General features: G+C 38.8%; 13 protein-coding genes. 9 read left to right on the top strand and 4 right to left on the bottom strand.

Going from position 1 to position 17,035, the window contains the following annotated elements:
* Nucleotides 1-411: 411 nt before the first annotated feature.
* Complete coding sequence (gldJ, locus tag EA341_RS10705; protein ID WP_293014003.1) at nt 412-1,635, bottom strand: gliding motility lipoprotein GldJ; 1,224 nt, start codon at nt 1,633-1,635, stop codon at nt 412-414.
* 180 nt (nt 1,636-1,815) lie between these two features.
* Nucleotides 1,816-5,169, bottom strand: a complete 3,354-nt coding sequence (gene mfd / locus EA341_RS10700; protein WP_293014000.1) for a transcription-repair coupling factor — start codon at nt 5,167-5,169, stop codon at nt 1,816-1,818.
* 141 nt (nt 5,170-5,310) lie between these two features.
* On the opposite strand from mfd, the gene EA341_RS10695 reads away from it, so the two are divergent.
* The 4 genes from EA341_RS10695 (at nt 5,311) to EA341_RS10680 (ending at nt 8,392) form a co-directional block, all read left to right on the top strand.
* Nucleotides 5,311-5,919 carry a cytochrome c oxidase subunit 3 gene (locus EA341_RS10695; protein WP_293013997.1) on the top strand — a complete coding sequence of 203 codons (609 nt, stop codon included), beginning with the start codon at nt 5,311-5,313 and terminating at the stop codon, nt 5,917-5,919.
* 47 nt (nt 5,920-5,966) lie between these two features.
* A complete protein-coding gene (gene hflK, locus EA341_RS10690; RefSeq protein ID WP_293013995.1) occupies nt 5,967-6,947 on the top strand; it encodes an FtsH protease activity modulator HflK in 981 nt (326 codons plus the stop codon).
* Nucleotides 6,944-7,882, top strand: coding sequence for a protease modulator HflC (gene hflC / locus EA341_RS10685; RefSeq protein ID WP_293013992.1), 939 nt, complete (start codon nt 6,944-6,946; stop codon nt 7,880-7,882). Before hflK ends, hflC begins: the two co-directional genes overlap by 4 nt.
* A 69-nt stretch (nt 7,883-7,951) precedes the next feature.
* A complete protein-coding gene (locus EA341_RS10680) occupies nt 7,952-8,392 on the top strand; it encodes a hypothetical protein (RefSeq protein WP_293013984.1) in 441 nt (146 codons plus the stop codon).
* Here EA341_RS10680 and EA341_RS10675 read toward each other — a convergent pair.
* Complete coding sequence (locus tag EA341_RS10675) at nt 8,385-8,855, bottom strand: Fur family transcriptional regulator (RefSeq protein ID WP_293013982.1); 471 nt, start codon at nt 8,853-8,855, stop codon at nt 8,385-8,387. The genes EA341_RS10680 and EA341_RS10675 overlap by 8 nt on opposite strands.
* 203 nt (nt 8,856-9,058) lie before the next feature.
* On the opposite strand from EA341_RS10675, the gene EA341_RS10670 reads away from it, so the two are divergent.
* From EA341_RS10670 to EA341_RS10650, 5 genes are all read left to right on the top strand, one after another.
* Nucleotides 9,059-10,315 carry an aspartyl protease family protein gene (locus EA341_RS10670; RefSeq protein ID WP_293013979.1) on the top strand — a complete coding sequence of 419 codons (1,257 nt, stop codon included), beginning with the start codon at nt 9,059-9,061 and terminating at the stop codon, nt 10,313-10,315.
* 332 nt (nt 10,316-10,647) lie between these two features.
* Nucleotides 10,648-13,950, top strand: a complete 3,303-nt coding sequence (locus tag EA341_RS10665; protein WP_293013976.1) for a PAS domain-containing protein — start codon at nt 10,648-10,650, stop codon at nt 13,948-13,950.
* Nucleotides 13,951-14,016: 66 nt separating this feature from the next.
* Nucleotides 14,017-14,607 carry a LemA family protein gene (locus EA341_RS10660; RefSeq protein WP_293013973.1) on the top strand — a complete coding sequence of 197 codons (591 nt, stop codon included), beginning with the start codon at nt 14,017-14,019 and terminating at the stop codon, nt 14,605-14,607.
* A 5-nt stretch (nt 14,608-14,612) separates the two neighbouring features.
* Nucleotides 14,613-15,047, top strand: a complete 435-nt coding sequence (locus tag EA341_RS10655) for a TPM domain-containing protein (RefSeq protein ID WP_293013971.1) — start codon at nt 14,613-14,615, stop codon at nt 15,045-15,047.
* 5 nt (nt 15,048-15,052) lie between these two features.
* Nucleotides 15,053-15,844: a YgcG family protein gene (locus tag EA341_RS10650; protein ID WP_293013967.1), complete on the top strand. Its 792-nt coding sequence runs from the start codon at nt 15,053-15,055 to the stop codon at nt 15,842-15,844.
* Here the strand turns inward: EA341_RS10650 and EA341_RS10645 are convergent, their stop codons facing one another.
* Nucleotides 15,845-17,011 carry a cellulase family glycosylhydrolase gene (locus EA341_RS10645; protein WP_293013961.1) on the bottom strand — a complete coding sequence of 389 codons (1,167 nt, stop codon included), beginning with the start codon at nt 17,009-17,011 and terminating at the stop codon, nt 15,845-15,847.
* Nucleotides 17,012-17,035: the final 24 nt, after the last annotated feature.

The raw sequence follows: 17,035 nt of genomic DNA, 5'->3' as shown, positions 1-17,035 counted from the left end.
TCCTAAAAATTCTTTGCGATCCTTGGCTTCTTTGCTTCCTCCGCGTGAACCCTTTATCCTACACCCTTAAAGATGTCTCACTGCGCTCGACATGACAAGGTAAAGGTTTTTACTCTCTCTACCTTCTGCGCATATCAGCGGGACTTTATTCTCCCGTGGATCACGCTGATTATCGCAGATATCTTTGCAGTCTTTAAAGGCTAAGGGTACTAATCAGCTCAATTATCAAAAAATCACCTAAAGTGCCTTCCTAAAAATTCTTTGCGATCCTTGGCTTCTTTGCTTCCTCCGCGTGAACCCTTTTTTGCAATATTTTGCGTCTCCCGATTCGGGACAAGTTAAGCGTGAACAAAACACAAAAAAAGGAAGCCTTTTGGGCTTCCTCTTCCTTATACAATTATAATCAACTGATTATTTTCCTTTTGCTCCTATCGATATCATCGCACATCTAAAACCAATATGGTTTGTGGCTGAATCCTGATGTGTAAATCTTCTTGCTCCTGGAGTCAACCAATAAGCTACATCTCTCCAAGAACCTCCCTTGAAAACCCTGAACTCATCTGTAATCAACATGGTAGTGTAAGACTCTTCCTCATCATATATACCATCTTGTCTCAAAGGGTTGAGGTCATCAAAATCCTGGAAGGAAAGTGGACGGTAAACATCGCTTACCCACTCATTCACGTTTCCAGCCATATGATAAAGTCCAAAATCATTTGGAGGCATATCATATACATTGGTAGGAAGGATTTCACCATCATTGGTTTTACTACCTGCTATACCTGCATAATCGCCTCTACCTCTTTTGAAGTTGGCAAGGAAATCACCTTGTCTGCTTTTTCTCTTAATATTATAAGGGTTTCTTACGCCTCTGCCATCCCAAGGATAAATCCTTCCATTTTCTTGGTTCTCGTCCATATACTGCGTACCAATCATGGCTTTAGCTGCATATTCCCACTCACCTTCACTTGGAAGTCTATATTCTGCAATGGCTACACCTCTTTCAATCAATTGTCTTTTGGAAAGCGCAGAATCCACATTGTTTTGCTCTCTGATGATATTGGATACAAACTCAGTTCTCCACTTCGAATATGCATTTGCCTGGGTCCAGGAAACACCTGCTACCGGGTAAAAATTAAATCCAGGGAACCTGAAGTAATAAGTATCATAAAGGTCATTGTAGTTCATGGCTCCAGCCCATACATGCTCTTTAGGTTCGAGTTTAAGAATGGAATCTGCACTGACATTTTTACCCATGTAGAAGAGAAATTCCCTGTAATCCACATTGGTCACTTCAGTCTCATCCATATAAAAAGAAGCAATGGTAACTGTTCTTTCCAGGTTATCCCTAAAACCCATGACATCTTGCTCTTGTGAACCAAGAACTGTACGGCCACCCTGAATATACTTCAACCTCGGACCTATTTTTTGTTCTGCAAATTTAGCTACAAAAAACTTGGAGCTATCATTGATCTCTTTGCTGAAATCAGCACCTGTTGAAGCACTGACCTTTCCAGGCTTGTTTGCGCTTCTTCGGCCATAGCCGGTTTGTCTGTTACAGGAAGAAAGGATGGCTCCGCCAACAATCAGCAATACTGCTGCAATCATTCCAAAGTTAATTTTTCGAAAAACCATTTACATTACTGTTTTTTGTGCACAATTAGAACGCTAATATATAATCATTAATATCTTATCCCAAAGAATTTTTTTTATAGCCAAAAGTCCAAAAGTGGCGAAAAAGGCTAATATTCAAAGGATAATACAAATATCTTTCCCCTAAAAGCAATTATCCTGCCATTAAATATTTTATATTTTTTACTCTTTTTTCATATCATCAAGCCATTTTTTGGCCTTTTGAATACTATCCACCCCTGAAATGTTGAGGATCAGCCTGTTTTTATATTCCTTCATTTTGCAACTTTTTGCTTGGGTCTGTACAAAACGAATGATTTTACCAAAAGTATCTGACTTGTAATAACTTTCTTTGGAGGAGGGAACAAAATAACATTTCATCACTCCATTTTTTAAAGCAACTTTTTCAAAACCAAGACTTTCCGCCAACCATCGAAGTCGTACTGTTTCAAATAAATCTTCCACCACGTCCGGAATAGGACCAAACCTGTCCTTGATTGATTTGATATATGGCTGCAACACCTCTTCTGTCTTGATGTTATCCAGCTTTGAGTAAAGGTTGAGTCTTTCAGAAATATTAGAAACGTATGTCTCGGGAATCAATAACTCGAAATCAGTCTCTATGACACAGTCCTGAACCAATACCTGGACTTTTTCTTTAAGGTCCACTTCAAACAAGGCTGCAAATTCATTTTCTTTCAGCTCCTGAACTGCCTCATCCAAAATCTTGTGGTACATGTCAAAGCCCAAATCAGTTATAAATCCACTCTGTTCGGCTCCAAGCATATTTCCTGCTCCACGGATATCCAAATCTCTCATGGCCACTTTAAACCCATCACCCAAGTCAGAAAATTCTTCAAGTGTCTGAAGTCTCTTTCTTGCCTCAGGTGTCAAGCCTGTAGTAGGTGTTGTCAAAAGATAACAAAAGGCCTTCTTGTTACTTCTTCCAACCCTACCCCGCATCTGATGCAGGTCGCTAAGCCCAAACATATGCGCCCTGTTGATGATAATGGTATTGGCATTTGGAATGTCCAAGCCGGATTCGATAATGTTGGTAGACACCAATACATCATATTCTCCTTCGATAAACTTCACCATGATTTTTTCCAACTTCTTTCCATCCATCTGACCATGAGCCCCCGCAATACGGGCATCTGGGACGAGGTGCATGATGAGGTTGGCAATAGAGTCAATTTCGGCCACCCTGTTATGCACAAAGAAAACTTGCCCCCCTCTCCGCAGTTCGTAAGCTACTGCGTCCCTGATGACCTCTTCCTGAAAAGTGTGGATTTCTGTGGTTACGGGCTGCCTGTTCGGGGGAGGTGTTGCTATTACTGAAAGATCCCTAGCTCCCATTAAGGAAAAATGCAATGTCCTGGGAATGGGTGTTGCAGTCAACGTGAGTACATCCACATTGACTTTCATCTCTTTGAGTTGGTCCTTCACCTTTACCCCAAATTTTTGCTCTTCATCTATGACCAGGAGACCCAAGTCTTTGAACTTGATATCTTTGTTTACTATACGGTGGGTACCCACGAGTATATCGATTTCACCTGTATTTACCTGTTTGGCGATTTCCTTGATTTCTTTGGCTGTTCTAAACCTATTGATGTATTCTACTTTGACAGGAAAATCATTCAACCTTTCCTTGAAGGTCTGAAAGTGTTGCATGGCCAAAATGGTGGTAGGAACCAAAATTGCCACTTGCTTTCTATCATTCAATGCTTTGAAAGCAGCCCTGATGGCCACTTCTGTTTTTCCAAACCCCACATCTCCACAGACCAGGCGATCCATTGGGTATGGTTTTTCCATATCTGCTTTGACATCCGCTGTAGCCAAAGCCTGATCAGGAGTGTCTTCAAATACAAATGAACTTTCTAGCTCCACCTGTAAGACAGAATCTGAAGAGAATCGAAACCCTGGTGCACTCTTCCTTTTTGCATAGAGTGCTATCAGTTCTTTGGCAATATCCTTAACCTTACCTTTTACCTTCGTTTTCTTGTTTTCCCATTCAGGCGAACCCAATTTGGACATTGTAGGTACGGTACCTTCCTGTCCTGAATATTTCGAGATCTTATGGATAGAATGGATATTGACATAGAGCAGGTCATCATCTCTAAAAACCAACCTGACTGCCTCTTGCATCTTTCCGCTAACATCTACTTTTTCCAGCCCGGCAAAACGTCCCACTCCATAATCTACGTGTACCACAAAATCCCCAGGGTGTAGGGCTTTGATTTCCCTAAGTGTAAGGGCTTTTGATTTACTGGTTTTATTTTTGGTTTTGTAACGATGATAGCGCTCAAAAATCTGATGGTCCGTATAACAGGCAATCCGAAGGTTCTTATCCACAAACCCTTCTCTAAGACCTATTTGAAGTGACTGAACCTGTAAGGTGGGATCCAGTTCCTGAAATATGTTTTCCAGCCTATTGATCTGCTTGTCCGATTCAGAACAAACAATGTTCATCCAACCTTGGCGCTCATTGGCAACAAGGTTTTCCACCAACAGCTCAAAATTCTTGTTAAATGAAGGTTGGGGCTGCGAATCGAATTCCAACACCTCCACTTCTTTGAAATAGAATTTATGCCCAAACTCTACTTTAGTGAAGTTTTTTATACTTGTTAAAAAAGTCTCGGCATCGTCAAAAAGGTCTGAAGGTTTAAGTAATAATTTTTCGTTCCCTTGTCCTTCCATGATTTGCTGAAAAGACTTCTCTGCCTTTGAAAAGTTTTCCTCTAAGGTATCAAGGGTAAACTGATAATCTTTGAACCATATGAAAGTCTCTTCCGGAAGAAAATCCAAAAAAGACTGTCTTACTTCATGAAGGAACTTGGTCTGAACATTTGGGATAATGCTAATCTGATCTATGCTTTCAATAGAAAGCTGCGTTTCGGGGTCAAATGTCCTGATACTTTCAATTTCCTTTCCAAAAAGCTCTAGTCTGAAAGGCAGTTCATTGGCATATGAAAAAATATCCACAATCCCACCTCTTATGGAAAATTGACCTGGCTCAAAGACAAAATCGGATTTTTCAAAATCATAGGTTGATAGCAGCTCAGCCACAAATTCCAGATCCACTTTTTCGCCTACCCTGGCTTTGAGTGTATTTTCTGACAAGGCCTTTTTATTGATTACCTTTTCATAGAGTGCCTCTGCGTAGGTCACAATAATTTCAGAATTTTTTTCCTTTCCCAAAATCCTATTCAGAATTTCAGCCCTCATCAGGATATTTGCGTTTTCTATCTCCTCATACTGATAGGGTCTTTTATAGCTTGAAGGAAAAAGCAAGGTGGTTTGATTGCCAAGTAATTCCTGAAGATCATTATTCAAATAGGCAGCCTCCTCCTTATCATGGGCTACAATAATGTGAAAACCTCCTTTTTTTCTGAAAATAGCAGAAAAAAGTATGAGGTCCAGGCTTCCTGATATTCCCTTAAACTGAAAGGACGAGGCAACGTCCTTATTGAGTTTGGAAATAATTGTTTGGACAAAAGGATCTGATTCGTATAAGGAAAGAAAGGCGGATTTTTCCAATGTAAGCTTGAATTTCTAAATGAAGGCGTAAAGTTAGGAAAATGATTCAGTTTCTTCCTTCAAAGGCTTATTACCAAATTGTATTCAAAAAAGCTGAACCTAGTACCGCTTAAAATGTTTATTGGTAGTAGTAAAGAAAATATGGAAAAAGCAGAACAAACCTGGTTTCAGAAAATCGAAAATATGCACCCCTACCAAACATTGATGTATTTGGGGATGTTTGGCAGTGGACTGATTTTTTTATTTATGACAATCGCCTTTCTCAGCACCGGCAATAACAATATAGATTCTTTAGGCTTCAAGATGCCTAAATCATTTATACTTAGCACGTTTGTCATATTGGTTTCGGGATACACCGTTTCTAAAATGTTAAGCTTTTTCCTTAAAGAATCAATCAAAGACCTTAGACGAACGTTAATGTTGACTTTTTGGTTAGGAGTGGCTTTTTGCGTTCTCCAAGTAATCGGTTGGAAAGAACTGGGTGCTATGGGTATAGATTTTTCAGGACTTCCGAAAGGTAGTTTTTTATATGTATTAAGTGGAATCCATATATTTCACTTAGGTGGAGCAATGATTTTTGCACTGATCATGACCTTACAATACCACAAAAAAGAAAAGGATGAGATTCAGGAAATTATCATGCTGACCAATCCTTTCGAAAAAATGAGGATCAAGCTATTTACCCTTTACTGGTATTTTATGGATTTGATTTGGTTGGTGCTCTTTATGATATTTGTCCTTACCTTTTGAGTTCAAAAGAAGCATAATTCAAAAATTTCAATAATAAATAATAAAAAATGTCAGATAACAAATATGAGATCAACATTGATCCAGACTGGGTAAAAAAATACGCACTCAGGATCGTAGTTGGGTTTTTACTTTTGGCTGGGGCAGTCACCAGTACCAAAACAGTAGGCCCCGAAGAAGAAGGAGTGGTGGTACAACTTGGACAGTATAACCGAACAGTGCTGCCAGGATTGAACTTTATTTTGCCTTATGGTTTGGAAACCATGTATAAAATTCCCGTTCAGAGGCAATTGAAACAAGAATTTGGTTTCAGAACAACTAGCGCAAGTAGACAATCAGAATATAGTAAAAGCAGCTTTGGAGATGAATCTATGATGCTTACCGGGGACCTAAACCTCACAGATGTAGAATGGGTAGTACAATACAGGATTGTAGATTCTTACAAGTACTTGTTCCGGGTAAGGAATGCAGAAAAAACACTAAGGGATATGTCTGAAGCAGCTATGAGGAAAATTGTTGGAGACCGCACGGTCAACGAAGTTTTGACTGTAGGCCGTCAGGAAGTAGCCTCTAGTGTGGAAGTATTGCTTCAGGAAATGTGCGATGAGTACGAAAATGGGATCCGAATAGATCAGGTTGTGCTACAGGACGTCAATCCTCCAGAGCCAGTAAAACCATCTTTCAATGCAGTAAACGAAGCACAGCAGGAAAGAGAAACGCTGATCAACCAGGCGGAAGCAGAGTACAACCGGGTTATTCCACGTGCCAGAGGAGAGGCATTGGAGACCGTACAGCTTGCCGAAGCTTATGCTCTTAATAGGGTAAATCGAGCTCAGGGTGAATCTACGAGGTTTAACAACCTATTCGAAGCTTACATCAAAGCGCCGGAAGTAACCAAACAAAGACTCTACCTTGAAACAATGGAGAGAGTGCTTCCAAAATTGGGCAACAAAATCATCGTAGATGACAAAGGAAACAATGTACTGCCTCTTTTGAATATTGATAAAGTAAAACCCACGCCAACACCATGAACGCAACAAAAACAATAATATTGATCCTAGTCGCTGCGGTAGCCATATTGGCTTACAGCAGTATTTTTATTTTGGATGAAACGCAGCAGGCTATAGTGACACAGTTTGGCCGGCCCGTAGGTCAGCCGAGAACAAGCCCGGGAATGAACTTCAAAGTTCCTATTTTGCAAAAAGTGCAATTCTTTGACAAAAGATACTTGGAATGGGACGGTGACAGAAACCAGGTTCCAACCAAAGACAAGAAGTTTATTTTCGTAGATACCTATGCCAGGTGGGAAATAACCAACCCATTACAGTTTTTCATCAGGCTGAGAGATGAAAGGTCTGCACAGTCAAGACTGGATGACATCCTTGATGGTGAAACCAGAAATGCAGTAGCAAGCAATGATCTTTTGGACTTGGTAAGATCAAGAAACCGTGAACCAGAAGTTACTGAGGACTTCATGGAAGAAATAGAAATTCTTGAAGACATCAAAGTAGGCCGGGCCAATATTGAAAAAATAATCCTGGAAAAAGCCAATGAAAGAACTTCTGATCTAGGTGTCCGGATATTGGATTTCAGGTTTAAGAGAATGAACTATGTAGATGAGGTTCGAGACAGGGTATATGACAGGATGATCAGTGAAAGAAACAGGATCGCGGATCAATTCCGTTCAGAAGGTCAAGGTGAGGCTAGAAAAATAGAAGGTGATAAAGAAAGAGACCTGGCCGAGATACAATCACAAGCATTTAGAGAAGCTGAGGAAATCAAAGGACGTGCAGATGCAGAAGCAACTGATACCTACGCTGCTGCTTACAATAAAAATAGGCAGTCCATAGACTTTTACAAGTTTGTACGGTCTATGGAGAGTTTTGAAAAATCTCTGGATGAAAATACAAGTTTAATATTGTCTTCAGACTCGGAGTTTTTCAAATACATGAAACGTTTAAATTAATAAATTGAAAAAGCTCCGCAATTGGCGGAGCTTTTTTTATAGATACAATTGATAAAAGTCTTTTTTGGTATGAAAATCAACCTGAGTACAACAGTAGAGCAAGATTACCTTTCTGTGAAAGAAGGTTTCAATGAAAGCCTTTTCAAAAAACTCAGCCCTCCATTTCCCCCTGTGAAATTGATTCGCTTTGATGGTTCCTCTAAAGGAGATTTGGTAAGCCTAGAGCTTAATTTTATATTTTTCAAGCAAAAGTGGATTTCTGAAATCACAGATGACCATACAAACGAATCAGAATTTTATTTTGTAGATGAAGGAATAAAACTGCCATTTTTCTTGGGAAAATGGAAACACAAACATAGGATCGTGAAATCTAAAGAGGGTGCTGAAATCAAAGATGAGATAGAATATGAAGGACCCAATGCATTGATGACGGCTTTGCTATATCCAGCGCTTTATCTTCAGTTTTTGTACAGAAAGCCTATTTACAAAAAAATATTTAACATTAAATAATACGAAGGTTATCACAATCTTCAATCTGACAGTCACCATATAATACAAGAGAGTGGCTACTGATAGCAGATTGAAATTCCCTACCCATGGCCTCTTTGATCAAAGAAAGCCTGTCATCTGAGAATTCGCGGATTTTACGGCATTGGTTACATACATGGTGGTCATGATGCTTATATGTCAATGCCTGCTCATACAGCGCAACCTTGTCTTTGAACTGATGTTTGACGGCAAGTCCACATTCTACCAAAAGGTCAAGGGTATTATAAATAGTAGCACGGCTAATCGTATAACCTTTATTACGCATCAGTAGAAAGAGGCCTTCAACATCGATATGCTCATCTTGGGGTAACCCGTATAATTCATCAATCACAGAAAACCTTTCAGGGGTTTTCCTGCTTCCCTGACGATTCAGAAAGTTCTCAAAAATTTTTTTTGCTTTTTCTACCACTGATTTCTCGGCCATGCTTATATTTTCTAAAAATTAAAGATGCAGGATTTTTTAGATTTATTCAAAAAAATCATTGTTTCAAGCAAGATGAAAGTTTGGAATTGGCTGAAATTTAAAATTTTACTTGTTTTTCCTAACAAGTAACCTTGATAGCAGTATAGATATATAGTAGAAAAAAATACTTATCTTAATTACCTAACCCATTTTAACTCGTGTACATGTTTATTAAATCGCTTTCGTACGGTTTTATATTCAATATTTTGTTCCTCTTGTCCATTATGGCTCAGGTTCCAGGTTTTTATGTCAAAAAAGACGCAAGAAAGACTGAGCTTCCTTTTATGGCCTCCAATAATTTGATCATTGTACCTGTTTCGATCAATGACAGCCCACCGATAAATTTTCTTATTGATACCGGGGTAAAGACCAATATTTTATTTAGTAAGACTATTGGTGAGCAACTTGAACTGAACTATACCCGAAAGCTTAACCTGATGGGGGCAGATGGCAAAACCGTTCTTACAGCTAATGTCTCTCCGAGCAACCACCTGGATTTAGGTCCAATCGAAGGTACATTACAGACTGTCCTGGTCTTGGATTCAGATTTTTTTGAATTAGAAGCGGTAATAGGTATACCTGTATTCGGGGTCTTGGGATATGAGTTTTTCAAATACAATCCAATAAGAATAGATTATGATAAAAATATCATCACATTTTACAGATCAGACGCTCTGAAATGGAGACCTTTTGGCTTTAGAAAAATCCCTTTGTCCATAGAAAACGGTAAACCCTATATAAATGGAAAAGTGAGGCAAATAGGTGGCGAGGACTTTGATGCCAAATTACTTATAGACCTTGGAGCCAATCATGGACTATTGCTCAATAGAGAAACATCCGATGTCATACAACTGCCACCACAGACTATAAAGTCGGATTTGGGACGATCATTGGGAGGAGATTTGTTTGGTTTCATAGGACGTACCAAATCCACCAATTTGGGGGGGCTCAAGTTTAAGGATGTGATTACTTCTTATCCGGAAGAAACCGAATTTAGTTACGTCATCCAAGAAAGTGGAAGACAGGGAAGCCTCGGCTCAGAATTATTGGGGAAAACCAAACTTATCCTTGACTACAGGCGAGAACGAATGCTTTTTAAGAAAGGGAATAAATTCAGTGTGCCATTTGATTATGATATGAGTGGTATTATTCCACGAATGATGCCTACGGAGGATGTCAGGTATATCGCCAATAGCGTAAGAGAAGGCTCTCCTGCTTATGAGGCGGGCGTCAGGGTAGGAGATGAAATAATGAGTATCAATGGAATTCCAGCTGATTTCTGGGAACTTTCCGATATCGTAAAACTTTTCAGATCGGAAGCTGGAAGGGAGATAAAAATCTCACTCAAAAGATTCCGAAGTGAAAACCCAGAAGATTTTGAGCTATTGGATGTTGTTTTTGAGTTAGAAAGACAGATCTAAAAACCCCATAATGGATGACATTTTTTCGAGAAGGCTGAGGTTACCCATATTTGAAAAAATCTTATTGGCATTGAATAAAAGGCATTATCTGATTCAGGCAGATAAGTATTTCACTAGTACAACAACCTACTGGGATTCACGTAAGATTTACAGGTAGGAGGCTAAATAACTCATTCATTAGGTGCAATTTACCACTTTGTGAATTTGAGAAATAAAGTTTACTTTATTGATCAAAATCAAATTTTTGCTATTGAATTGCTATATTTGATAATGCAATCTGCCAACTATTGCAAATTGTTAAAACATAAGGCTTCACTTTTACAAATTGTCAAATGACCACAAAAAACGCCTTCTTTTTTCAAAATATTTTGCTTACCCTGAAGAGGTACAAGGAGGGAAAATATGAACTTTTGTATATCTCCTCAGAAATCAAAAAAATACTTGAAGAGGGTGATAAATTTTATGAAGAATCGTTTTTTCAAGCACTTTTCCCTACACTTCCTATGGAAATTTTTGAGAATTTTTATAAAAGGCTGGGAAACGGAGACAAAATTTATTGTCCTATACTTACCAACAAAAGTACATTCCAGTTTGTAGAAATAGAAGGTTATGTAATTGCACAGGAAGATCAATCCTATTTGGTCAATGCACTGATTTCTCCTTCAGAATGGAAAAACAGCATCAAATACTCTTGGCTGATTCAGAAAAAAAACCAAGAAGTAATCCCTGGAGACTTAAATGACCATCAATTAAAAACTGTTGAAGAATGGGTCTTGTTTGTCTATCAAACGTTTGATTTTATACCCAAATCTGCGATAAAAAAATTTATTAAAAATTCTGACACACCCTTTTTAGAAATATTTCCAAGACACCTATACCTCACCAGGCAGATTCTTGGTGGCAATGTTGAGTTGATCCAATTGGAGTTTTTTAAATCATTTAATGCCAACCGACCTTCTTCGCCAAATCCAAAAAAGAAGGAAAAAGGTCTTTTATATTATGATTATAACCCAACTACAGATAAAGTCAATTGGACAGGAAAAACTGAAGAGATTTTAGGGTATCCTAATTCATTTTTTGAGGATTTTACTGGAGAAGATTGGAAAAAATTGATTCACCCTGATGATAGGCACAGTTACAAAGTCAATTATGCTGAAAATTCAAAGCTTAATTATCGGGTTTTGCACAAAGGGGGACATTATGTCTTCGTGCAGGATGAAGTACGGAGATTTGAAAATGGGAAAGGCAGTGAAGAGCTTATTTTAGGTATCATTACGGATATCACAGCATTGAAAGACATTGAAAAAGACTTGATGAAAAACAAGTCAGTACTGGATGAACTGACAGGTGTTGTACCCGGAATGGTGTACCTACTACAGGCATTCCCAAACTATACGCACAAGTTTCTTTTTGTCTCTGATGGATCCAAAAGTCTTATGGGGCTAAAGCCTGAAGATATTCTAGAAGATGAAGACCTGATTGATCGTTTGATTCATCCTGAAGACAAAGATTTAGTATACCAAGCTGACCGCAATGCTTATCTTAATGACACCAAATTTGAAGCTTATTTTAGAATTATTCTTCCCGATGGGGAGACAAAATGGATCTATGGTACTTCCGATAGATTAAGAAAATATAAAAGTGATTCCATATGGGCAGGTTTCTTCGTGGACTTTACATATACCAGACAAAAAGAAAAAGAGTCTTCTGTTCACTTAAATCGCTATAAGACTTTATTTGAAGAAAATCCCCTTCCTACGCTCCAATATGACCAAAAAGGGAATATTCTTGATGCAAACAAAAGCTTTGTTGAAAAAATAGACCTCCAAAATTCGAGTATACTTTTAGGGAAAAACATTTTTGAACTTGTGGGAGATAACCCAATCAAAAATGCCTATCAAAAAAGCATCTCAGAAGGCTATGGCTTTTACGAGGGTCCTTATATCAGCGCATTCAATCAAAAACTTTTCCACTTGAGAGTCAATGCCAAAGAAATCGAAAAAGGCAAATATTATCAGGCCATTTTAGAAGATATCAGTGAGCAGGAATTCGTAAGTAATACCGTTTCCCAACTTACGGAGAACACCTCTAAATATAGTGGACAAGAGTATTTTGAACAACTTACCCTACTCCTTTCGGAGAAGCTTGATATGAATCATTGTTTCATTGCAGAAATTAAAGACAATGGTCAGGAGGCAGAAGTCCTTTCTTACACAAGAAATGGGAAAAAAGAAAAAAACTTCAATTATAATCTTGAGAACACCCCTTGTAAAGAATGTCTCAATAGGAATGAACCCCTAATCATTCAAAAAGATGCCTTTAAAGATTTCAATGAGGATCTGATGCTTCTCGAAATGAACATCTCTACCTATCTGGGCGTCCCAATAATTGACCTTAGCGGAAACAGGCTGGGTATTTTGGTTATTATGGATGAAAAACCAAAACCGTATAGCCAAAGGTTAGCTGGACTGCTCAGTATACTATCTGACCGTATAGGAGCTGAACTTAAAAGGTTGAATTATGAACACAAGCTTATCGTCTCTGAGCAGTTATTCAGGAGCATAGCTGAAAATTTCCCAAAAGGGACCATTGAAGTATTGGACAAAAACCTGATTTATATCCATACAGATGGAAAAGAATACCACAATAAAGGAATCGATCCTAAAAAGCTGATTGGCACACCGCATTTGGCTAAATATGAAAGCTATATCGTAAACGAAGTGAGACTTCAGTTGGACAAAGTACTTCAGGGAGAATCCGTCATGTTTGAAGTCGTCATAGACAATCAATATTACCTGAAGAGTGCTGTCCCTTTAAAAAACAATTCCGGCGAAATAGATAGAATTCTACTTTTTACGCAAAACATAACAGAAACAAAGCATGCTGAAGAGGAAAGAGAACAACTGATACGGGACTTGAAATCCCAAAATGAGGAACTTCAAAGATTCGCATACATTATCTCCCATAACCTGAGAGCTCCAATCGTCAACATTTCTTCTTTATTAGACCTGTATGATGCTACTTCTCCGGCCAACCCTGATAATGAAGAAGTCATACAGAACTTAAAAATATCTACAAATATCCTTCACAGCACCCTCCAAGACCTTATTGAAGTGGTGTCGATCAAAAAAAATAAGCTGCCAAAAATAGAAAATATAGCATTTGGTAAGATTTTAAGAAATGTAGAAAAAAGTCTGGCCAAACAGATTTCTGAAGCCAATGCATTCATAATTAAAGATTTTTCAGAGGTAAAAAAGATCAATTACATCTACTCTCACCTGGAAAATTTCTTGATCAACCTTACAACTAACTCATTGAAATATAAACACCCTGACAGAGATCCGGAAATAAGGATTAAAACTTGGAAAGAAAATGAATTTACCGTTTTGCAATATAGCGACAATGGTATCGGAATAGACTTAGAAAGGTACGGAGATAGGCTTTTTGGCTTGTATCAAAGATTTCATTCTCATGTAGAGGGAAAAGGCTTGGGACTATACCTCGTCAGGGAACAAATACGTGCCCATGATGGCAACCTTACCATAGAAAGCGAGGTAGGCAAAGGAACAACTTTTAAAATTTTCCTTCGAAACCTAAAGATTCCTACCTTTGAGGTGTTAAATGAAAATAATTAATGAAAGTTTTGTTGAACTTTCAAATTTCAACTCCCGTAATACACAAGGTTTATAAAGTATAATCATATGAAAAAAGCTTGGATTCCTATTCTGGTAATCGGTCTGATTGCCTTGTTTGTATATACCAAGGCAGTTGGTGTCTACAATATATTTGTGCAAAATGAAGAGACCATAAGTGGTCAATGGGCAGAGGTGGAAACACAATACCAGAGAAGGGCTGATTTGATCCCCAACCTGGTCAATACAGTCAGAGGTTACGCTGATTTTGAACAGCAAACCCTTACTCAGGTAGTCGAAGCCAGGGCAAAGGCCACATCTATCAATCTTACTGCAGATGATCTGACACCTGAAAACATATCAAGGTTTCAGGAAGCACAAGATCAGTTAAGCGGTTCTTTAAGCAGGCTTTTAGTCTCTGTGGAAAGATATCCCGACCTGAAAGCCAATCAGAGCTTCCTAGAACTTCAAGCTCAATTGGAAGGCACAGAAAATAGAATAGCAGTAGCAAGAAGAAACTTCAATCAATCCGTGCAGTCATATAATTCAAACCTCCGTACATTTCCTAACAACATGTTTGCAGGTTGGTACGGATTTGAAAGAAAAGGCTACTTTGAAGCAGCACAGGGTGCAGAAACAGCTCCCAGTGTAGAATTTTAAGTATTATGCCAGAAAAATTATTTTCAACGTCAGATAGGTCACAGATCATTGCCGCTATCAAAGCAGCAGAAATGAAAACCTCAGGAGAAATCCAAGTTCATATTGAAAACCATTGCGCAGAAGATGTAATGGACAGGGCTGCTGAGGTTTTTGAAGTCCTCAAAATGCATAAGACAAAAGAGCGGAATGCTGTATTGTTTTACTTGGCTGTTGAAGACCACAAATTTGCCATCTTGGGTGATAGAGGCATCAATGCCGTAGTTCCTGCTAATTTCTGGGAAGAAATCAAAAATGAAATGCTTGCTCATTTTAAGAAAGGGGAATTTACAAAAGGACTTAGCCTAGGCATTGAAATGAGTGGTAAAGCCCTGCAAGCGCATTTTCCTTATGAAAGAAAAGGGGACATCAATGAGTTACCCGATGAAATATCCTTTGGATAAATAATATGAAGCCAAAACACCTATTGCTAATATTCTTTTTTGTTTTTCTGTCGCAAGGATTCGCACAATCAGACTTTCCCGAAATTCCCAACCCTCCAAGATTGGTGAATGATTTTTCCAACTCCCTTAGTCCACAGCACCTGTCTAATTTGGAAAAGAAGCTAAGGGCTTACAATGACAGCACCTCTACTCAGGTTACCATAGTCATGGTCAAATCAGTAGGGCCCTACGACATCAGCGATTATACTTTTCAATTGGGTGACAAATGGGGAATAGGCCAAAAAGACCTGGATAATGGAGTGTTGATTTTGGCTGCTATGGAGGACCGTAAAGTATTCATAGCAACGGGTTATGGCATGGAAGGTGTTTTGCCGGATGCCTTGGCAAAAAGAATTGTAAACCAATTAATTGTCCCCAACTTTAGAATGGAGGATTATTATACAGGTTTAGACAAGGCAACAGACATGATTTTTAAACTTGCCTCAGGAGAATATAAGGCCGAAAAAGTCACTTCCTCAGGAGAAGGAGGAGGAGCTTTGGTTTTTTTTCTAATCATCATATTCCTTTTTGTCATCCTTCCTATGATTAAAAATAAAAAAGACAACGACAACCACATGGGAGGCCGCGGTGGCAATGTAGACCTTTTTACCACGATCATGCTAGCCAACATGCTAAAAGGAGGAAGCCGCGGCAAATTTGGAGATTTTTCCTCAGGAAAAGGATCCTTCGGAGGAGGCGGTTTTGGGGGATTCGGCGGTGGATCTTTTGGTGGCGGCGGTGCAGGCGGCAGTTGGTAATCAATGGTATTTCTGTAATAAAGTCAGGTATTTTCTATCCAGCTTTTCACCATACCAATCTTCATATTGAATATCCTCGCGTCCGGAATTAAGTATGCCGAAAGCACCTGAAAATTCCCATATACCATATCCAATTCCATGTGCATGCAAGACATCTAAAACAGCCTCAAACCATGCCAAAAACACATTATGTGGTGTTTTATTATAAGCTCCACATTCACCACAGTGTACACCTACACCTTTTTTAAGTAAATCAAACCAAGGCTGATAATATTCCTCCATACTCGATTTATCGTAAACTTTACCATTGATTTCTCCAGGCCAGGAAGGGATCGGTAAATTGTCTATATCTTTGAATACCCATGGTGCCTTATAATGTGAAATCAACATGGGGTGGTAGCCTCTGCAACTTTGGTGAAGATCCAAATCAGCCAATTCGGGTACCGCAACGCCACCACCACTGTTTCCATTAGCTATCACAAGCCTTTTGTTATTGACAGACTTGATTGCTGCTACAGCAGCCTTTGCTACCCGGTAATAATCATCAACAGGAACAGGTCCTCCCGGTGAAAGCTGATCATTTACATCTTCACGCATATAGGGTTCGTTCACCAAATCGAAACTCAACTTCTTAGAAGAAATGTTTTTGTACCTTTTCGACCACATTTCCCAGTGGGCACAAAACGCATCTAAGGCATCTTTATCTTTCCAAAGGTTAAATGGTTCTATAAATCCAGCATTGATACAAAAACCGGGAGCTCGGTGAAGGTTGAGACTTACATGCAAGCCATACTTATGCGCCAAATCTACCAGGGCATCAATTTCTTGCAACCTGTTTTCATCGAAGTTTAAAGTTTCCTCTGCTAGGATAGGTCTTGAACGATCAAAACTGAGGTAGGAAGGGTAAGAAATGGGAACCCTTACAAAGTCAAAGCCCCAATCTGACATCCACTGAAAATACTTTTCAGGATTCTTCCTGCCTTTGTCTGCCTCGGGATTAAAAAAATCCAGCAGGTTGAAGCCTCTCCATTGAGGTAACTTATTTTTAGGTTTGACATCAGATGCCAATAAAGACGATGTTCCACTAATGCTTAATGAAGCTGCTAAAGCTGCTGATTTCTTCAAAAACTCCCTTCTGTCATTAATATGCTCCATAATTCTGCTCATAAAAATCAAAAAGAAAATTAGGCA

It is taken from the genome of Mongoliibacter sp., assembly GCF_007692705.1.
Lineage (GTDB): Bacteria > Bacteroidota > Bacteroidia > Cytophagales > Cyclobacteriaceae > Mongoliibacter.
Note: the sequence above shows the minus strand (reverse complement) of the source record. Positions and strands in the feature narration are given on the sequence as shown.